At 47.3% G+C, this 15,451-nt stretch carries 15 protein-coding genes; 10 read left to right on the top strand and 5 right to left on the bottom strand.

Annotated elements, in window-relative coordinates:
* The first annotated feature begins 7 nt into the window (after positions 1-7).
* Both QZT80_RS04260 and QZT80_RS04255 read left to right on the top strand, forming a co-directional pair.
* A complete protein-coding gene (locus QZT80_RS04260; RefSeq protein WP_295118145.1) occupies positions 8-193 on the top strand; it encodes a CsbD family protein in 186 nt (61 codons plus the stop codon).
* 121 nt (positions 194-314) lie between these two features.
* A complete protein-coding gene (locus QZT80_RS04255) occupies positions 315-1,049 on the top strand; it encodes a carboxypeptidase-like regulatory domain-containing protein (protein WP_295118142.1) in 735 nt (244 codons plus the stop codon).
* 98 nt (positions 1,050-1,147) lie between these two features.
* Here the strand turns inward: QZT80_RS04255 and QZT80_RS04250 are convergent, their stop codons facing one another.
* Both QZT80_RS04250 and QZT80_RS04245 read right to left on the bottom strand, forming a co-directional pair.
* Positions 1,148-2,239, bottom strand: a complete 1,092-nt coding sequence (locus tag QZT80_RS04250) for a serine protease (RefSeq protein WP_295118139.1) — start codon at positions 2,237-2,239, stop codon at positions 1,148-1,150.
* Positions 2,240-2,274: 35 nt separating this feature from the next.
* A complete protein-coding gene (locus tag QZT80_RS04245; RefSeq protein ID WP_295118136.1) occupies positions 2,275-2,841 on the bottom strand; it encodes a sigma-70 family RNA polymerase sigma factor in 567 nt (188 codons plus the stop codon).
* A gap of 136 nt (positions 2,842-2,977) precedes the next feature.
* On the opposite strand from QZT80_RS04245, the gene QZT80_RS04240 reads away from it, so the two are divergent.
* The 8 genes from QZT80_RS04240 (at position 2,978) to QZT80_RS04205 (ending at position 11,646) form a co-directional block, all read left to right on the top strand.
* Positions 2,978-3,181 (top strand): hypothetical protein, encoded by a 204-nt coding sequence (locus QZT80_RS04240; protein WP_295118134.1) that lies wholly within the window; start codon positions 2,978-2,980, stop codon positions 3,179-3,181.
* Between the two features lie 1,095 nt (positions 3,182-4,276).
* Entirely contained in the window at positions 4,277-5,104 is an 828-nt protein-coding gene (locus tag QZT80_RS04235; protein WP_295118131.1) for a prephenate dehydratase, read from the top strand.
* Between the two features lie 19 nt (positions 5,105-5,123).
* Positions 5,124-6,284 (top strand): aminotransferase class I/II-fold pyridoxal phosphate-dependent enzyme, encoded by a 1,161-nt coding sequence (locus QZT80_RS04230; RefSeq protein WP_295118128.1) that lies wholly within the window; start codon positions 5,124-5,126, stop codon positions 6,282-6,284.
* Positions 6,285-6,296: 12 nt separating this feature from the next.
* Entirely contained in the window at positions 6,297-7,139 is an 843-nt protein-coding gene (locus QZT80_RS04225; protein ID WP_295118125.1) for a prephenate dehydrogenase, read from the top strand.
* Positions 7,140-7,194: 55 nt separating this feature from the next.
* Complete coding sequence (locus QZT80_RS04220; protein WP_295118123.1) at positions 7,195-8,283, top strand: chorismate mutase; 1,089 nt, start codon at positions 7,195-7,197, stop codon at positions 8,281-8,283.
* A gap of 31 nt (positions 8,284-8,314) precedes the next feature.
* A complete protein-coding gene (aroB, locus tag QZT80_RS04215) occupies positions 8,315-9,340 on the top strand; it encodes a 3-dehydroquinate synthase (protein WP_295118120.1) in 1,026 nt (341 codons plus the stop codon).
* Positions 9,341-9,362: 22 nt separating this feature from the next.
* Positions 9,363-10,649, top strand: coding sequence for a 3-phosphoshikimate 1-carboxyvinyltransferase (gene aroA / locus QZT80_RS04210; protein ID WP_295118117.1), 1,287 nt, complete (start codon positions 9,363-9,365; stop codon positions 10,647-10,649).
* Position 10,650: 1 nt separating this feature from the next.
* The gene (locus QZT80_RS04205; RefSeq protein ID WP_295118114.1) at positions 10,651-11,646 is read left to right on the top strand and encodes a chorismate synthase; all 996 of its coding nucleotides are present in this window, start codon (positions 10,651-10,653) and stop codon (positions 11,644-11,646) included.
* 253 nt (positions 11,647-11,899) lie between these two features.
* Here the strand turns inward: QZT80_RS04205 and QZT80_RS04200 are convergent, their stop codons facing one another.
* The 3 genes from QZT80_RS04200 to QZT80_RS04190 form a co-directional block, all read right to left on the bottom strand.
* Positions 11,900-12,613, bottom strand: a complete 714-nt coding sequence (locus tag QZT80_RS04200; RefSeq protein ID WP_367112850.1) for an FKBP-type peptidyl-prolyl cis-trans isomerase — start codon at positions 12,611-12,613, stop codon at positions 11,900-11,902.
* Positions 12,614-12,668: 55 nt separating this feature from the next.
* Complete coding sequence (locus QZT80_RS04195; protein WP_295118111.1) at positions 12,669-13,379, bottom strand: hypothetical protein; 711 nt, start codon at positions 13,377-13,379, stop codon at positions 12,669-12,671.
* A gap of 102 nt (positions 13,380-13,481) precedes the next feature.
* A complete protein-coding gene (locus QZT80_RS04190; RefSeq protein ID WP_295118108.1) occupies positions 13,482-15,374 on the bottom strand; it encodes a CocE/NonD family hydrolase in 1,893 nt (630 codons plus the stop codon).
* Positions 15,375-15,451: the final 77 nt, after the last annotated feature.

The raw sequence follows: 15,451 nt of genomic DNA, 5'->3' as shown, positions 1-15,451 counted from the left end.
GACAATTATGGACAGATTTATTTTTCAAGGCCAGTGGAACGAGATCAAAGGCAAACTCAAACAACTTTTCGCAGAGCTTACGGAAGACGATTTACTCTACGAAGAAGGAAAAGAAGATCGCCTGATCGGTAGGATCCAGATTAAGCTTGGCAAATCCAGGGATGAAGTGATCACATTACTCCATTCCTTTTAAAAAAATTAGGAATCCGGTCTCCTTAATGGGGGACCGGCTTTTTTTTTGTGATACATTTAACAACGGGAATATATACCCCGCCGAACGTTTAACTATTTTGTTACGAATTTGTTTTGATGATATGAGATCCTATTTGTCTTTATTTATTACGGCCGCTGGCCTGGTTATACTTTCGGTTGGCGCACACGCGCAGCAGTTGAGCCCTGTAACAGTCCGCGGGCAGTTGGTAGATAAATCTACCCGCCTGATTTTATACCCAGCTTCTGCGAGGAACCTGTCTACCCGGCAAAGTGTATTCACCGATAAAGGAGGATATTATAAAATTACGGGCCATCAGAACGACACCATCGTACTTTCTTATGTTGGTTACCACGCGGATACCTTTGTGGTGAAACAAACCGGGGGCACCGAAGTGCATAACGCGTCACTGGATGTGGAGGAACATTTCCTGAAGGCAGTAGAAATTACTTCCCGTTACAATGCCTATCAGCTCGACTCCCTGGCCAGGGCCGATGAGTTCCGCCATATATTGGAAGTGCCAGACAAAAGCCTTGTAGATAAAAGCAAACGTCCCGAAGGTTTTGGTATTATTTTCAGCCCTTTCACCCGCTATTCGCAGGGAGAAAAGGATAAGAGAAGATTTAAGGAGAAATTTGAAACCAACGAGGTGGAAGAATATATTGAGTTCCGGTACTCCAAGCAGTTCGTGAACAAAGTAACTGGCCTTACCGGCGATTCGCTGCTTAATTTCATGAATGCCAACAAGCCCACTTATAACCAGTTACGTGGTATGTTAAATGAAGACCTCATCTACTGGACCACCGATCGCTATCGTACCTGGGCGAATAAAAAGTAGTTACTTTATATGGATATAAAAACCTGTTGTACCTGAGTACTGCCGATATAAAAAAAGCATCCCCGGGAGGATGCTTTTTTTTATATAAACGAGTGTGTTTACTTTGTTGCTTTGTACACCTTCACCATGTATACATAGTCTTCCAGTTTCTTCAGTTGGTCTTCACGATTTAGGCCTTCCAGGCTGGCGGTGTTAGATTTGATATCTTTTTTACCCTTTTTAGAGATGCTCTCCTTAGGCATTTCGTCCAGCAGGCGTTTGAGGTTCGCTGATTTTACCGCGAAAGCGATACCATCGGAAGCACGTTGTCTGCCAGCAATAATGCCTACCACCTGTCCTCTGTTGTCAAGCAGGGGAGCGCCACTGTTACCCGGGAGAACCGGGATAGATACCTGGTAAGTAATTGTATCACCATTAAATCCCGTTTGCGCACTGATGTAGCCTTTACCGTAAACTACTTCGTCACGAGGGAAGCCCATCGTAAATACTTCTTCACCAAGGCGTACACTCTGAGGTTTAAGTGAGTAAGGCAACGCTGCACTGCGGAAAGACGAGTCAGCAATCCTGATTACCGCCAGATCGCTGGAAATATCTTCGAATACGCTGATGGCTTTAAAAACTTCACCTTTGTTATTTTGGATATAGATGGAATCGGCACCCCCAATAACGTGACGGTTGGTAAGCATATAGCCGTAACGGTTGATCGCGAAACAAGTGCCACCATAGTTACCCGGGTTGAGCGGAGCTCCCTTTTTAGGTGTAATTTTTTCGATGATCTCATTTGTAGACGCCCGCACGTTGTTCAGTTCTCTTCTAACGCTCTCATACTGTGCAGTGGTAGATTTCTTAGCCGCTTTCTGCATAATGGCGATGGTGGAAAGCGAAGTAACCAGTGCCACACAGGCAGCCGCTGCAATAGCAGTAATGGTGCGACGGTTCATGTACCGTATTTTTGCCGTTTTAGGCGCAAATTCGGCACGCAGATCGTGGAGATCAGTTTTTTCGTGGATAGCATTGAGTTTACCCAGGAGGTTCTTCCTGTTGCCAAATGCCTCAAGTTGCTTCACAAGCAGTTGATGTTCAACTACCTGTTGGTCAACCTCAGGATTGGTTCGGCGTTTAGACTCGAAGGCGGCAGCTTCCAGTGTGCTCATCTCGCCAGCGAGGTATCGCTCAATTTCTTGTATCAAGTGGATATCATTCATCACTTATGACCCTCTCTACTTTATTTATATTGTGCAAAAAATAGTTTCTTCAATCTCATCAGGCACTTATACTTCTGATTCTTGGCGTTTTCGGAGTTCGTGTAACCGAATTTTTCCGAAATCTCCTGCATAGAGCGCTTGTGGATGTAATAATCTTCCAGTATAGTTTTGCAGGGTTCTCCCATGTGCGACATGGCCTTTTCCATAATACCATACTGCTCATCCCGCTTTTCTGCCTCTTCTATGGTATCCTCTACGGGGGTAATGGCCTCCAGTTCTTCAGTTATACTGCCCTGCCAGGCCTGCCCCTGTAATTTTTTTAGCCAAATACGCCTGCAAACGGCATAAATGTAAGTTTTCAGCTTGCTGGTCAGTACAAATCCGCCCTCCTGCACCTTTTCATATAGTATGATCACCGACTCCTGGAACAGGTCTTTGGCGTCAGCCTCCGACCCATTATTTTGTAAAACCATCCTGTAAATCATTGGAAAATTATCTGAATAGATGGTTTCCAATGACTTATCATCGTTGTTAGCTAAGCCTTCCAATAATTCCTGGTCCCTTTCGATATGTTGATTGTTACTCACTTATTAATACGCTTTACTGCATTTAGTAACCCAAAGTAACCGAAAAAAATATTTTTTTAAAATAGTGGGTTACCTTTCTTCTGATCCGGTATAAAGGTTAAATATCATTTTCTAAAACACTCAAATCTTATTAATCATGAAAAACGTACTGAAAGTATCTTTCTTCGCTCTGGCCCTGGGTCTTTTCGCTGCTTCTTGCAACAACGCTACTAAACCAGCTGAAGATTCAACTGCTGCTCCAATCGATTCTGCTGCTGTAGTTCCAGTTGATTCTGCTGCTATCGTACCAGTTGATTCTGCTGCTATCGTACCAGTTGATTCTGCTGCTGCTGCTCACTAATTTTAGGCAAAGCAAAATAAAGGTTTTATAGGGCCACCTTCCTCTGGAAGGTGGTCTTTCCTTTTTTAGGGCATGTTTGTCCGGGCTGGCTGACTAAGAAGTTAGGTGTATACACCGACTGGCTTAGGCAGCTTCAGGCAATATGAGGATCATCTCATCGAATGTGGTCTTTCTTTTTTTAGGGTACTGTGTGTATACACCGGGCGCAACTTAATGAATAGGTTAGGCGTAGTGTTTTTGGGTAAATGTGGCGCCAAAGGTATAGTTGCGACAAGAGAATTTAATGCGGAGATGTCTAAAACGGCCGGCTTACTATACCTGATAGACGCAGATGATTGATACGATGGGCCGATTTTATTATTAACAATCTCAGCTTGTCCTGACCCCACTACTCATGTAGGTACGAACATGGAGGACAGATATAACCTGGATATAACCTGAGCGGCACCTGAGCGGACGGTAAGCGGACGGTGAGCGGACGGTGAGGCATGTTTTAGTATCCGCGGGGGTGTTTGCGACAATTGTATAAAAACGCCCATAAATGATTCCGCCGCTGAAGGGAGTGACACAACGGCGGCTGAATAGTGAATTGTTGTTGATACAACTATCATCATTATTAATTTAATAGGGTCTTATTTTGAATAATATCTATCTAAATATAGTTATTGGTGAAATAAATTTAATTTTTACCCTAATAGGTTGGAAAATTAAAATCCTGCATTACATTTGTCGAACAATTAACAAGCAAACAAAATGCAACAGACTTTTGGATACTTTTACGGTTATTACTTTTTCTGGTATCAGAAATAGCCGGGGTTCCTTTTGTCAAATGCTGATAAAATATAAAGAAAGGGCCTCGGGTTATCCGAAGGCCTTTTTTAATGTACTATAGTCAAATTGATATGTCACACAAGAGTTTCTGCCTTTACTTTTTTTACTTTTTCTTTTACTTCTTTTATCAGGAGAAGCAGGGGACTCTTTTGTAAATTCAGGCTGACATAAAAGCTAAAGCAAAATGAAAGGGTCCCGACTCAAGGGGCCCTTTTTCTTTTTTATTATCCGGATACCTATCATTAAAATCATTAACTAACAACAATGCGTATCGCAATTCAGGGATTTGAAGGATGTTTTCACCAGCTAGCCGCACAGCGGTATTACGGCAAACAAACCGAAATTGAAGCCTGTTCTTCCTTTTCAGAGCTGGTAAAAAAAGTGAAACAAGGTAAGGAAGCTGATGCCGGAATGATGGCCATCGAAAACTCTATTGCCGGCAGCATTCTGCCTAACTACAGCCTGATTAAAAACTCAGGTCTGCACGTTACGGGCGAGGTATACCTGCAGATCAATCAACACCTGATGGTTTTGCCTGGTCAGCGCATTGAAGATATAAGAGAGGTACATTCTCATCCCATGGCGCTTTTGCAGTGCATGGCGTTTTTGGAAAAGTACCCGCACATCAAACTGGTGGAATCGGAAGATACGGCCCTTAGCGCGAAAAATGTACACGTAAAGAAGTCGAAAACCATTGCCGCTATTGCAGGTAAACTGGCTGCCGAAATTTATGAGCTGGACATAATAGCGCCCAATATTCATACGGCCAAAAACAACTATACGCGCTTTCTCGCTATTGCGCGTAACAGTGTGGAGCCTGCGGAAGATGCCAACAAATCTTCTGTATATTTCCAAACACCGAACGAAAGCGGAAGCCTGGCCAAGGTGCTGAGCATGATCGCGGCAGAAGGGATAGGCCTCTCCAAAATCCAGTCGTTCCCCATCCCGGCAAAAGAATGGACGTATTACTTCCATGCAGATATGGAGTTTGAAGACCTGAAGCACTTCAGAAAAGCATTAAAGAAAATAGAACCATTAACAGACCAGCTGACGATTCTGGGAATTTATAAGAAAGGATTAACACACGTATAAACACACCAAAGCGAATACCATGGAAATTTCAGTAGCCAGGAGATTGCAGCATACGGAAGAGTACTACTTCTCTAAGAAATTAAGAGAGATAGATACGATGAACAAAGCAGGCGCCAACGTGATCAACCTCGGTATAGGTAGTCCGGACCTGCCACCGCATCCGTCTGTAGTAGCGGCTTTAAATGAAAACGCCGCACTTCCTAATACGCATGCCTACCAGGGATACAAAGGTATTCCCGCACTGAGGCAGGCCATTGCTAACTGGTATAAGAAATATTATGACGTGCAGCTGGATGCGGAAACGGAAGTACTGCCGCTGATCGGTTCTAAAGAAGGGATCATGCATATTTGTATGACCTTTTTACAGGAAGGTGATGAAGCGCTGATCCCCGATCCCGGTTATCCTACCTATCGTTCTGCCGTGCAACTGAGCGGTGCCACTCCGGTTACTTACAACCTGGAAGCGGCGCACAACTGGCAGCCTGATCTGGAAGCTTTGGCGAAACAGGATTTGAGCAAAGTGAAACTGATGTGGGTGAACTATCCGCATATGCCGACAGGCGCACAGGCTACACCAGGCTTCTTCGAAAAGCTGATCGCATTTGCAAGGCAACATAACATACTGCTGTGTCATGATAATCCGTACAGCTTTATTTTGAACGATAACCCTCAAAGTCTGCTGGCCGTACCAGGTGCCAGGGACGTGGTACTGGAGCTGAACTCGCTGAGCAAATCGTCTAACATGGCAGGATGGCGTGTAGGCATGCTGGCTGGCAATGCAAAGTGGATCAGTGAGGTGTTGCGCTTCAAAAGTAATATGGACAGTGGTATGTTCCAGCCCGTACAAATGGCCGCCGTAAAAGCATTGGAACTGGATAAAGACTGGTACGAAGGGCTCAATAAAATATACGCAGGCCGCCGTAATAAAGTATTCGAATTGCTCGACCTCATTGGTGCTACGTACGATACTAACCAGGTAGGCATGTTCGTATGGGCGAAGATGCCAGCGGGGTATGCAGATGGTTACGCGGTAAGCGATGAGATATTGCAGAAGGCGCGTGTATTTATTACGCCCGGCGGTATTTTCGGAGCTAACGGTAACGGTTATATCAGGGTGAGCCTTTGTAAAGATGAGAAGGTTTTTGAAGAAGCCATTGAAAGGATAAAGCAATCTAAATAAACTATAAACAAGATGATCGCAACGGTAGTAGGAGTTGGTTTAATTGGCGGCTCGCTGGCCCTCAGCCTTAAAGAAAAGGGCGTGGCTAACTGGATCATTGGTGTGGACCAGAACGAAGACAACCTGCGTAAAGCACGTGAGTTGAACATTGTTGACGAAACGGCTTCGCTGGAAGATGCGATGAGCCGCTCGCAACTCGTGATACTGGCTATACCCGTAGATGCTATGTTAAAGCTGCTGCCCTCTATCCTCGACAAGGTGAAAGCCGACCATGTGGTGATGGATGTGGGTTCTACAAAAGATAAATTATTACAACTCGTTGCCGGTCATCCCCAACGGAAGCGCTTCGTAGCCGCCCACCCGATGGCCGGCACCGAGTATAGCGGGCCCGAAGCTGCTGTAAGAAACCTCTTTACCAACAAAACCATGGTGCTTTGTGATGTAAAGAACAGTGCAGAAGATGCGCTGGAAATCGTAGAAAATATCGTAGACAAAGTGGGTATGCGCTTGGTGTATATGAATGCTGAAGAGCATGACCTGCACACAGCCTATGTATCACACATCTCCCACATCACTTCCTTTGCCCTTGCCCTTACGGTGCTGGAAAAGGAGAAGGAGCAGGGCCGCATTTTTGAACTGGCCAGCGGTGGTTTCGAAAGCACCGTTCGTCTTGCCAAAAGCTCGCCCGACATGTGGGTGCCCATCTTTAAACACAACCGCAATAATGTACTCGACGTGCTGGAAGAACATATCAGCCAGCTGCAGCACATGAAGCAGTTGCTGGAAGAAGAGGACTACGATGCTTTCTACAAGCTCATCCAGAAGTCGAACAAGATCAAAAAGATACTGAAGTAATCATAAATCCTTAATTAACAAACACTTTTCTTAATTTACACATACACTTTTTCATATGGAACAGATCTTAGCAAATACGAAATTCGGCGATCCAACATCAGATAAGAAGCCACTGATCATATCGGGCCCCTGCAGCGCGGAAACAGAAGAGCAAACACTGGCGACTATGCAGCGGCTGGCTGCCACAGGTAAAGTAGACGTATTACGTGCCGGTATATGGAAACCACGTACCCGCCCCGGTTCTTTCGAAGGCATTGGTACCAAAGGTTTACCGTGGCTGCAGAAAGCAAAGGAACTGACTGGTTTACCGGTTACAGTGGAAGTAGCTACCGCTAAACAAGTAGAAGATGCGCTGCATTTCGGTGTAGACATTCTCTGGATTGGTGCCCGTACTACCGTAAACCCTTTCTCTGTACAGGATATCGCTGATGCGTTAAAAGGCGTGGACGTTCCCGTTCTCATTAAAAACCCTATCAACCCCGACCTGGAACTCTGGATCGGCGCGGTAGAAAGGATACAGAAAGCTGGTATTAAAAAAGTTGGTTTGATCCACCGCGGTTTCTCCAGCTACGGCAACACCGAATACCGCAATGCCCCCATGTGGCACCTGGCTATCGAACTGAAACGCCGCCACCCTGAATTACCAATGATCTGTGACCCCAGCCACATCTCTGGCCGCCGCGACATTCTGCAGGCTGTATCGCAGGAAGCGATCGACCTGGATTACGATGGTCTGATGGTAGAAACACACATCGATCCGGATAATGCATGGAGCGACGCGAAACAACAGATCACGCCTGAGAAATTTGCAGAACTGCTGGACGGCATCGTATGGCGCCGCGAGCATACCGATAAAAATGAATTCAACTCTGCCCTGGATAAACTGCGTGCGCAGATCAACCAGATCGATGATGAAATTATGCTGTTGCTGGGCAACCGTATGAAAATCGCTGAGAAGATCGGTGCTTACAAGAAAGAAAACGGCATCACCATCCTGCAAACCAACCGTTGGAACGAGATACTGGACCGCAACATCGCTAAAGGCGACAAGCTGGGCCTGTCAAAAGATTTTATCCAGAAATACTTCGACGCAGTTCACCTCGAATCCATCAACCGCCAGAACAAGGTGATGAACGAACAATAATAAAAATCTAACCGCAGGGTTATTCGAACATATGACAACGTTATCATACAAGTTCCAGACACAACAATCGGAGTATTACCTGGGAGCAGATTTACAGGAATTGGATAAGTATGTGGACAAGAGCCGCACGATCCTTTTGCTGGATGAGAATGTGGACAAACATTATGGCGAAACGCTGAAGGGCTGGCGCAAGCTGGTAATTCCTGATGGCGAAGAGCATAAGTCGATGGAAGTAGTGGAGCAGGTGATTAACGGGCTGATAGAACTGGAAGCCGACCGTAAAACCATGCTGGTAGGTATTGGTGGCGGGATGGTTACTGACCTTACAGGATTTGCCGCCAGCATTTACATGCGCGGTATTCCGTTCGGTTTTGTACCCACTACGTTACTGGCACAGGTAGATGCGTCTATCGGCGGTAAAAACGGGGTGAGCCATGGTATGCATAAAAACATGCTGGGCACTATCAATCAGCCTCAATTCATATTGTTTGATTATACGCTGCCGTCTACCATGCCGGACGATGAGTGGCACAATGGATTTGCGGAGATCATTAAGTATGCAGCTATCCAGGACGCCGCGTTGTTCACTTACCTGGAAGAAAACAGGGAAGCGGCTTTAAGCCGTTCCGTGGAAGTACTGCAGTTTTTGGTAGAACGTTCAGTGGAAATCAAAACCCGCATCGTGCTGGAAGATGAGTTTGAGAACGGTTCACGCCGCTGGTTAAACTTCGGCCATACGCTGGGGCATGCAGTGGAAAAGATAGAGAGCATTGCGCACGGCCGGGCCGTAGCCATCGGTATGGTAGCCGCCGCCAAGTTCTCTGAAAAGCTCATAGGTTTGCCCACAGAACAAACGAACCGCCTCATCAGGCTTATCAACGATTATCATTTGCCGGTTACTTTAACCTCGGACAGGGAACAGATTTTTTCCATTTTTAAGCTGGATAAAAAGAGAGAAAAGGATTTTATCCATTTCATCCTGCTTGAAGACATCGGAAGGGCGGTTACGCACCCGATACCGATCGATGAGCTGAAAAAATTACTGGACGAATTGTAAAGCGTAACACAAAAACAAAAGCATGAAAGTAAAGGTATCACCCGGCACCATTAAAGGCATCGTTACCGCCAATCCATCCAAAAGCGCTATGCAGCGTGCGGTAGCGGCATCCTTACTGGCTAAGGGCACCAGCATCATCCGCAACCCGGGCCTCAGTAACGACTGCCTGGCTGCGCTGGACGTAGCCGGAAGACTGGGCGCCACTGTGGTGAAAAAAGACGATCATTACGAAATTACCAGCAATGGCGTAGCGCCGGTTTCTACGGAAATCAACTGCGGCGAATCTGGTTTAGGTATACGCATGTTTACGCCTATAGCAGCATTATCTGAAAAGCCGATCACGATCGTGGGACATGGCAGCCTGGTAACAAGGCCCATGGACTTCTTTGCGGAGGTATTGCCTAAACTGGACGTGGAGTGCAAAACGAAAGACGGCAAACTGCCGCTCAACATTCACGGCCCGTTAAAGGCTAACAATGTGGAGATAGATGGTTCGCTGAGTTCCCAGTTCCTCACTGGCCTTTTGATGGCTTTCGGTAACGTGGCGGAAGATGCTACTATTACCGTGAAAGACCTGAAAAGCAAACCTTATATCGCGCTTACGCTGCAAATTATGGAGCTGTTCGGCGTAAAGGTGGAGAATGATAATTTCGAGCGTTTCCGTTTTGCTAAAAAGCAATCGTACAAAGCGGTAGAGTATACCGTGGAAGGCGACTGGAGCGGTGCGGCTTTCCTGCTGGTAGCTGCGGCTGTAGCGGGTAAGGCGGAAGTGAAACATCTTAACACCGGTTCTGCACAGTCGGACAAGGCTATCCTGCAGGCGCTGGAAAGCGCTGGTGCAGACATCCTGCCCGGACTGTACACCGTGATCATTGGTAACAATGGTGAGCTGAAACCATTCGAATTCGATGCTACTGATTGTCCCGACCTGTTTCCACCATTGGTGGCGCTGGCGGCCAATTGTAAAGGTGTAACCAAAATACTGGGCGTAAGTCGCCTGGCGCACAAAGAAAGCGACCGCGGACTTACCTTACAGGACGAATTCGGTAAAATGGGCATTAAGATCGATCTCGATGGCGATGTGATGTATGTACATGGCGGCACCGGCATTAAGGGCGCGGCCGTACATTCCCGCAACGACCACCGTATAGCCATGGCCTGTGCCGTAGCGGCACTTACGGCCGATGGTGAGGTGGAGATCGAGAATGCGGAAGCGATCAATAAATCGTATCCCGAGTTCTTCGACCATATTGCACAGTTGGGCGCTACCGTAACGGTAACCAGTACAGAAACAGCATTAAAACATTAGTATGAACAGTTTTGGCAGAATATTCAGGGTACATGTATTTGGCGAGTCGCACGGCGAATGTGTAGGTGTAAACATCGACGGAGTACCCGCGGGTTTACCTTTGAAGCAGGAGGACTTTTTGCCCGACCTGGAACGCCGTAAGGCAGGCGCCAAAGGCACTACTCCGCGTAAGGAAGACGATCTGCCTTTCCTGAAATCGGGTGTGTTTAAAGAGCATACCACCGGCGCACCGATCACCATCTTATTTGAAAATAACAACACCCGCAGCACCGATTACGATAAGCTGCGTGAGTTTCCCCGCCCCGGCCACGCCGACTTTGTGGCTACACACAAATACGGAGGCTTCGAGGATTATCGCGGAGGCGGCCATTTTAGCGGCCGTTTAACGCTTAACCTGGTAGCCGCAGGGGTGATTGCCAAAAAGATATTGGGCGATGGTATTCAGGTTAATGCAACGATTAAGGAGATAGGCGGGTTCCCTGATCCTGAAAAGGGACTGGAAGCCGCAATAGCGGCTAAGGACTCTGTAGGCGGTATTGTTGAATGCGTGGTGGATGGTCTTCCGATAGGCCTCGGCGAACCATTCTTCGATTCGGTGGAGTCGGCTATTGCGCACGCTGTATTTGCGATTCCTGCCATTAAAGGCATTGAGTTCGGTGCTGGTTTTGCAGCGGCTAAAATGAAAGGTGTAGAACATAACGACGCCATCATCGATGCTAGCGGTAAAACAGCTACCAATCATGCAGGCGGTATTGTAGGTGGTATTACCAACGGGAACCAGCTGGTGTTCCGTATTGCGGTGAAACCTACCTCCAGCACCCCAAAAGATCAGCAAACGCTGAATATTACTACAGGCGAAGTAGGCACCTTTAGCGTTAAAGGCCGCCACGACCTCTGTATCGCACTGCGCGTACCAGTTGTGTTAGAAGCGGTAACAGCCATGGTGCTGGCCGATTTCATGCTGCTGGAGAACCAGCGTGCTAGGATCTGGAAATAGTGTAAAAGTGTAAAATACGGAAAGGCGTTGCGGTGTGAACTGCAGCGCCTTTTTTTGTTTGGTGGAAATGAGGCGGTGTATGGATCGTAGCCTCACCTGGTGTCTGGACGTGTGCGGCTAAACCGGTTTCCTTGTGATCAAATACGGTTTACAATAAACGAACAAGCTGTCCGCGTACATCCTAAACGCCCCCCCCATAAAAAAAGCGCCCCAAACAACATCGGGACGCTTTTCTCCATATATTTTATAATTCTTACTTCACAATATCCAGCAACTCCACCTCAAACACCAAAGCACTTCCCGGCAAAATCTTCTGGCCCGCTTGTCTTTCACCATAAGCGAGGCTGTCTGGTAAAAACAGTTTCCATTTAGAACCTACTGGCATCAGGGTGAGGGCTTCTGTCCAGCCGCTGATTACGCCGTTAACGGGGAATACTGCTGGTTCGCCTCTTTCAACGGAGCTGTCGAACACAGTGCCGTCGATGAGGGTGCCCACGTAGTGTGTTTTAACCCTGTCTGTAGCTTTGGGAATAGTACCGGTGCCATGTTTCATGATCTGGTACTGTAAACCGCTGGGCAGTACGATGGTGCCTGGCTGGGTCTTGTTTGCTTCCAAAAACTTCTGACCCGCTTCTCTGTTCTTCGTCAGTTTCTCTGTTTTCATTTTCTGTAAATAATCTGATATAGACATAGATATTTCTTGTTGCGTGAGCAAAGTATCTTTACCGGCCAGACTAAACTTGATGGCTGTCATAAACACATCCATGTTCAGGCTGTCGAGACCCTGCGTTTTGATAGAGTTGCCGATATCTTTACCCAGCGCAAAGCTAAGGGTATCCATACCGTTTTGCAATAAAGGTTTTGGAGGCTCCGGAGCAACCACGGTGGCTGCCGGAACAACTTTTTTAGTACAGGCTTGCAGGGATAGTGCTCCTATTGCGCCGATAATCAGGCATTTCTTGATCATAGATTGATGAAATTTCCGTGCAATATAAGGGCAAAATCCAATATATACCAGCTTCTTATTTAACTTTAGTCCAGATCTCCGAAATCTTTTCGCCCTTGGAACTCAATCCACTATGATGCCAGTTGTCGCCTTCTACTTTACCGTCGAACGTTAAAGACATCCCTACGCGGGTGCCATCGCGGGAGAAAAACTTGATGTTTTCGGTGTATTTGCCGTCTTTAAAGGTGTAAGTACCGCCGCCTGTACCAAAAAACTCCCCGGTTTCGGTATTAATGGCTGCCCACTGGAAACGGCCTCCAGACAATATCTTCAGTGTTTTACGGGCACCTGGCTTCATCTCGTTCATTTTGCCTTCCTGCTCCCGGGCTGATATGCGCCATACGGCGGCCAGCGGACCACTGCCATCGTCTTTACGCGTCCACTCCTGTGCGTCGCCGTTGATCACTACGCTGAGGGTGCTGCCGGAAAGGGAATAAGACACGGTGAAGGTTTGCCCTACCTGCTCTTTGTTCTCGGTGTTAAAGTCCATTTTTACTTCCAGGTCGCTGTTGCCGGCCTTTTTAAGTGTACCGCCAAAGCTCTGAACAAAAGCCTTTTCGCTTTCATTGTAAACACTTTGCATAAAGTAATTGCCTTCAATGATCAGCGATACGGTGACACCAGGAGAACTGTCTTTAAGTTCCCATGCCCCGTCTAACGACTGTGCCTGTGTTGCATGGACAAATAGTGCGAGCAACATACATGTAATGGAGAAAATGCGCTTCATGTGAATTTGGGTTTTTAACGTGAATATGGTAAAGATAAGGTATTCATAAAGATGAAGTCCCGGCCGAAACCGGCCGGGACTTCATCCTGGACAAGTTTAATATCATTTCAGCACAGGCAGCACGATCTGCGAAGGATGGGCTGCTTCGTGCAGGATGTTGATCTCCGCTTTTTTGAAATCAGCATCCGTGGCTTTATATATGTCCATGAACTGCTGCGGGTTTCTGTCGGCGAGAGGGAACCAGCTGCTTTGTACCTGTATCATAATCCTGTGGCCTTTCCGGAAGGTATGTGCCACGTCGGGTAGTGTGAATTTTACTTCAGCGGGCACACCAGGTACGAAGGGTACAGGCTTTTCGAAGCTGTTCCTGAATTTACCGCGCATGATCTCACCACGTACCAGCATCTGGTAACCGCCCATAGGGTAGGTGCTGGAGGGTACACGTCTATGCTCGCTTTCAGCGTCTTCCGCATACCTGAAATTGTCGGGGAATACGTCGATGATCTTTACCACGAAGTCGGCATCGGTGCTGCTGATGCTTACCTGTAAATCGGCCAGTACGGGGCCGGAGAGGGTAATGTCTTCTTCCAGCACCGGCGTTTGGAACACCAGTACGTCCGGCCTGCGGGCAGCGAAGCGTTGGTCGTCGGTCATATAGTTGATGGTGCGGTTAAAATGCACGTCTTCTGTATAAGGTACCGGTTTAGACGGATCGCTGGTGTAGGAGGTGGCGGCCTTTGCTATTGTTGGCCTGCTGAAACTCAGGCTACCATTGCTGCCGAGGTAAAGCGGTGTTTCTTTTGCCTCAGCCGGCGGCCATTTGGCAAACGTCTTCCACTGGTTTTCGCCGGTGAAGAAGATGGTGGCTTCGGCTATCTTAGGCTCTGCACCTTTTTGCTTCAGGTAATAGTTAAAGAAAGGGATCTCTATATTTCGCTGGTACCATTCAGAGGTGTTGGTGCCAAACTGCATGTTGCCCAAATGGCCACCATCCTGCGCTGCCCACTGTCCATGGTACCAGGGGCCCATAACCAGGCGGTTACTGGCTTTTGGACTTTTCTCCTCTATCGCTTTGTAAGTACTCCATGCACCGAAGCAGTCTTCCGCATCGAAAGTGCCGCCTACAGTTAGTATGGCCGGCTGTACATTGCTGGTGAAGTTACGCACGTTGCGGGCTTTCCACCAGGCATCGTAGTTACCATGGGCCATCATATCTTTCCAAAACAGGATGCTATCGCCCATGAGCTTAGTAAAGTTGCTAATGGCACCTGTTTCGAGGTAAAACTTGTAGTTGTCGAAGTTAGGGAAATCGAAACCTGCCGGCCCCTCCGTAGTAGGTTTAGGCCTGGGTTTGCCAAATGACGAGTAAAAGCTGAACGCATCGGCCAGCATAAATGCACCGTTGTGGTGAAAGTCGTCGCCCTGGAACCAGTCGGTAACGGGGGCTTGCGGACTTACTGCTTTAAGGGCGGGGTGATTGCTGAGTGCGGCCATGGTAGAATAAAAACCAGGGTAGGAGATGCCGAACACGCCTACACGGCCGTTATTACCAGTTACGTTTTTCACCAGCCAGTCGATCGTATCGTAGGTATCACTCGCTTCATCAATATCTTTCTTGTTTTTTTTATTGGGATTGAAGGGCCGCACATCCTCAAACACTCCTTCGCTCATCCATCTTCCCCTCACGTCCTGCGTTACCATAATGTAGTTTTCGCGCAGGTACACATTGAGGTAACGCCTGTAGTACGGTGCAAACTCTTTTTCGCCGTAAGGCGCGCATGAGTAGGGCGTACGCGTCATCAGCACCGGGTGTTTTTCACTTTCATCCTTCGGAATGTAAATGGTGGTAAACAGTTTCACCCCATCGCGCATCGGGATATATACTTCTTTCTTAGTGTAATGTTCCCGGAACCAGAGGGAGTCGGCGTTGATCTGCCCGGCAAATGCGGGCGCCATTAATAGAATTAGTCCTGCCAGGAGCAGCCATTTCTTCATAAACAAACTAATTTAGATGTTGCCCTTACAAATTAGGGAAAAGCAAAAGTGGGGATCTGTCTTTTATGATGAACGGG

The sequence above is a fragment of the uncultured Chitinophaga sp. genome, from assembly GCF_902168175.1.
In the GTDB taxonomy this organism is placed as follows: domain Bacteria; phylum Bacteroidota; class Bacteroidia; order Chitinophagales; family Chitinophagaceae; genus Chitinophaga.
Note: the sequence above shows the minus strand (reverse complement) of the source record. Positions and strands in the feature narration are given on the sequence as shown.

What these genes read in the sequence shown, in the direction of transcription:
- QZT80_RS04260 (WP_295118145.1), top strand. Translation starts at nt 8, where the DNA reads ATGGACAGATTTATTTTTCAAGGCCAGTGGAACGAGATCAAAGGCAAA.
- QZT80_RS04255 (WP_295118142.1), top strand. Translation starts at nt 315, where the DNA reads ATGAGATCCTATTTGTCTTTATTTATTACGGCCGCTGGCCTGGTTATA.
- QZT80_RS04240 (WP_295118134.1), top strand. Translation starts at nt 2,978, where the DNA reads ATGAAAAACGTACTGAAAGTATCTTTCTTCGCTCTGGCCCTGGGTCTT.
- QZT80_RS04235 (WP_295118131.1), top strand. Translation starts at nt 4,277, where the DNA reads ATGCGTATCGCAATTCAGGGATTTGAAGGATGTTTTCACCAGCTAGCC.
- QZT80_RS04230 (WP_295118128.1), top strand. Translation starts at nt 5,124, where the DNA reads ATGGAAATTTCAGTAGCCAGGAGATTGCAGCATACGGAAGAGTACTAC.
- QZT80_RS04225 (WP_295118125.1), top strand. Translation starts at nt 6,297, where the DNA reads ATGATCGCAACGGTAGTAGGAGTTGGTTTAATTGGCGGCTCGCTGGCC.
- QZT80_RS04220 (WP_295118123.1), top strand. Translation starts at nt 7,195, where the DNA reads ATGGAACAGATCTTAGCAAATACGAAATTCGGCGATCCAACATCAGAT.
- aroB (WP_295118120.1), top strand. Translation starts at nt 8,315, where the DNA reads ATGACAACGTTATCATACAAGTTCCAGACACAACAATCGGAGTATTAC.
- aroA (WP_295118117.1), top strand. Translation starts at nt 9,363, where the DNA reads ATGAAAGTAAAGGTATCACCCGGCACCATTAAAGGCATCGTTACCGCC.
- QZT80_RS04205 (WP_295118114.1), top strand. Translation starts at nt 10,651, where the DNA reads ATGAACAGTTTTGGCAGAATATTCAGGGTACATGTATTTGGCGAGTCG.
- QZT80_RS04200 (WP_367112850.1), bottom strand. Translation starts at nt 12,613, where the DNA reads ATGATCAAGAAATGCCTGATTATCGGCGCAATAGGAGCACTATCCCTG.
- QZT80_RS04195 (WP_295118111.1), bottom strand. Translation starts at nt 13,379, where the DNA reads ATGAAGCGCATTTTCTCCATTACATGTATGTTGCTCGCACTATTTGTC.
- QZT80_RS04190 (WP_295118108.1), bottom strand. Translation starts at nt 15,374, where the DNA reads ATGAAGAAATGGCTGCTCCTGGCAGGACTAATTCTATTAATGGCGCCC.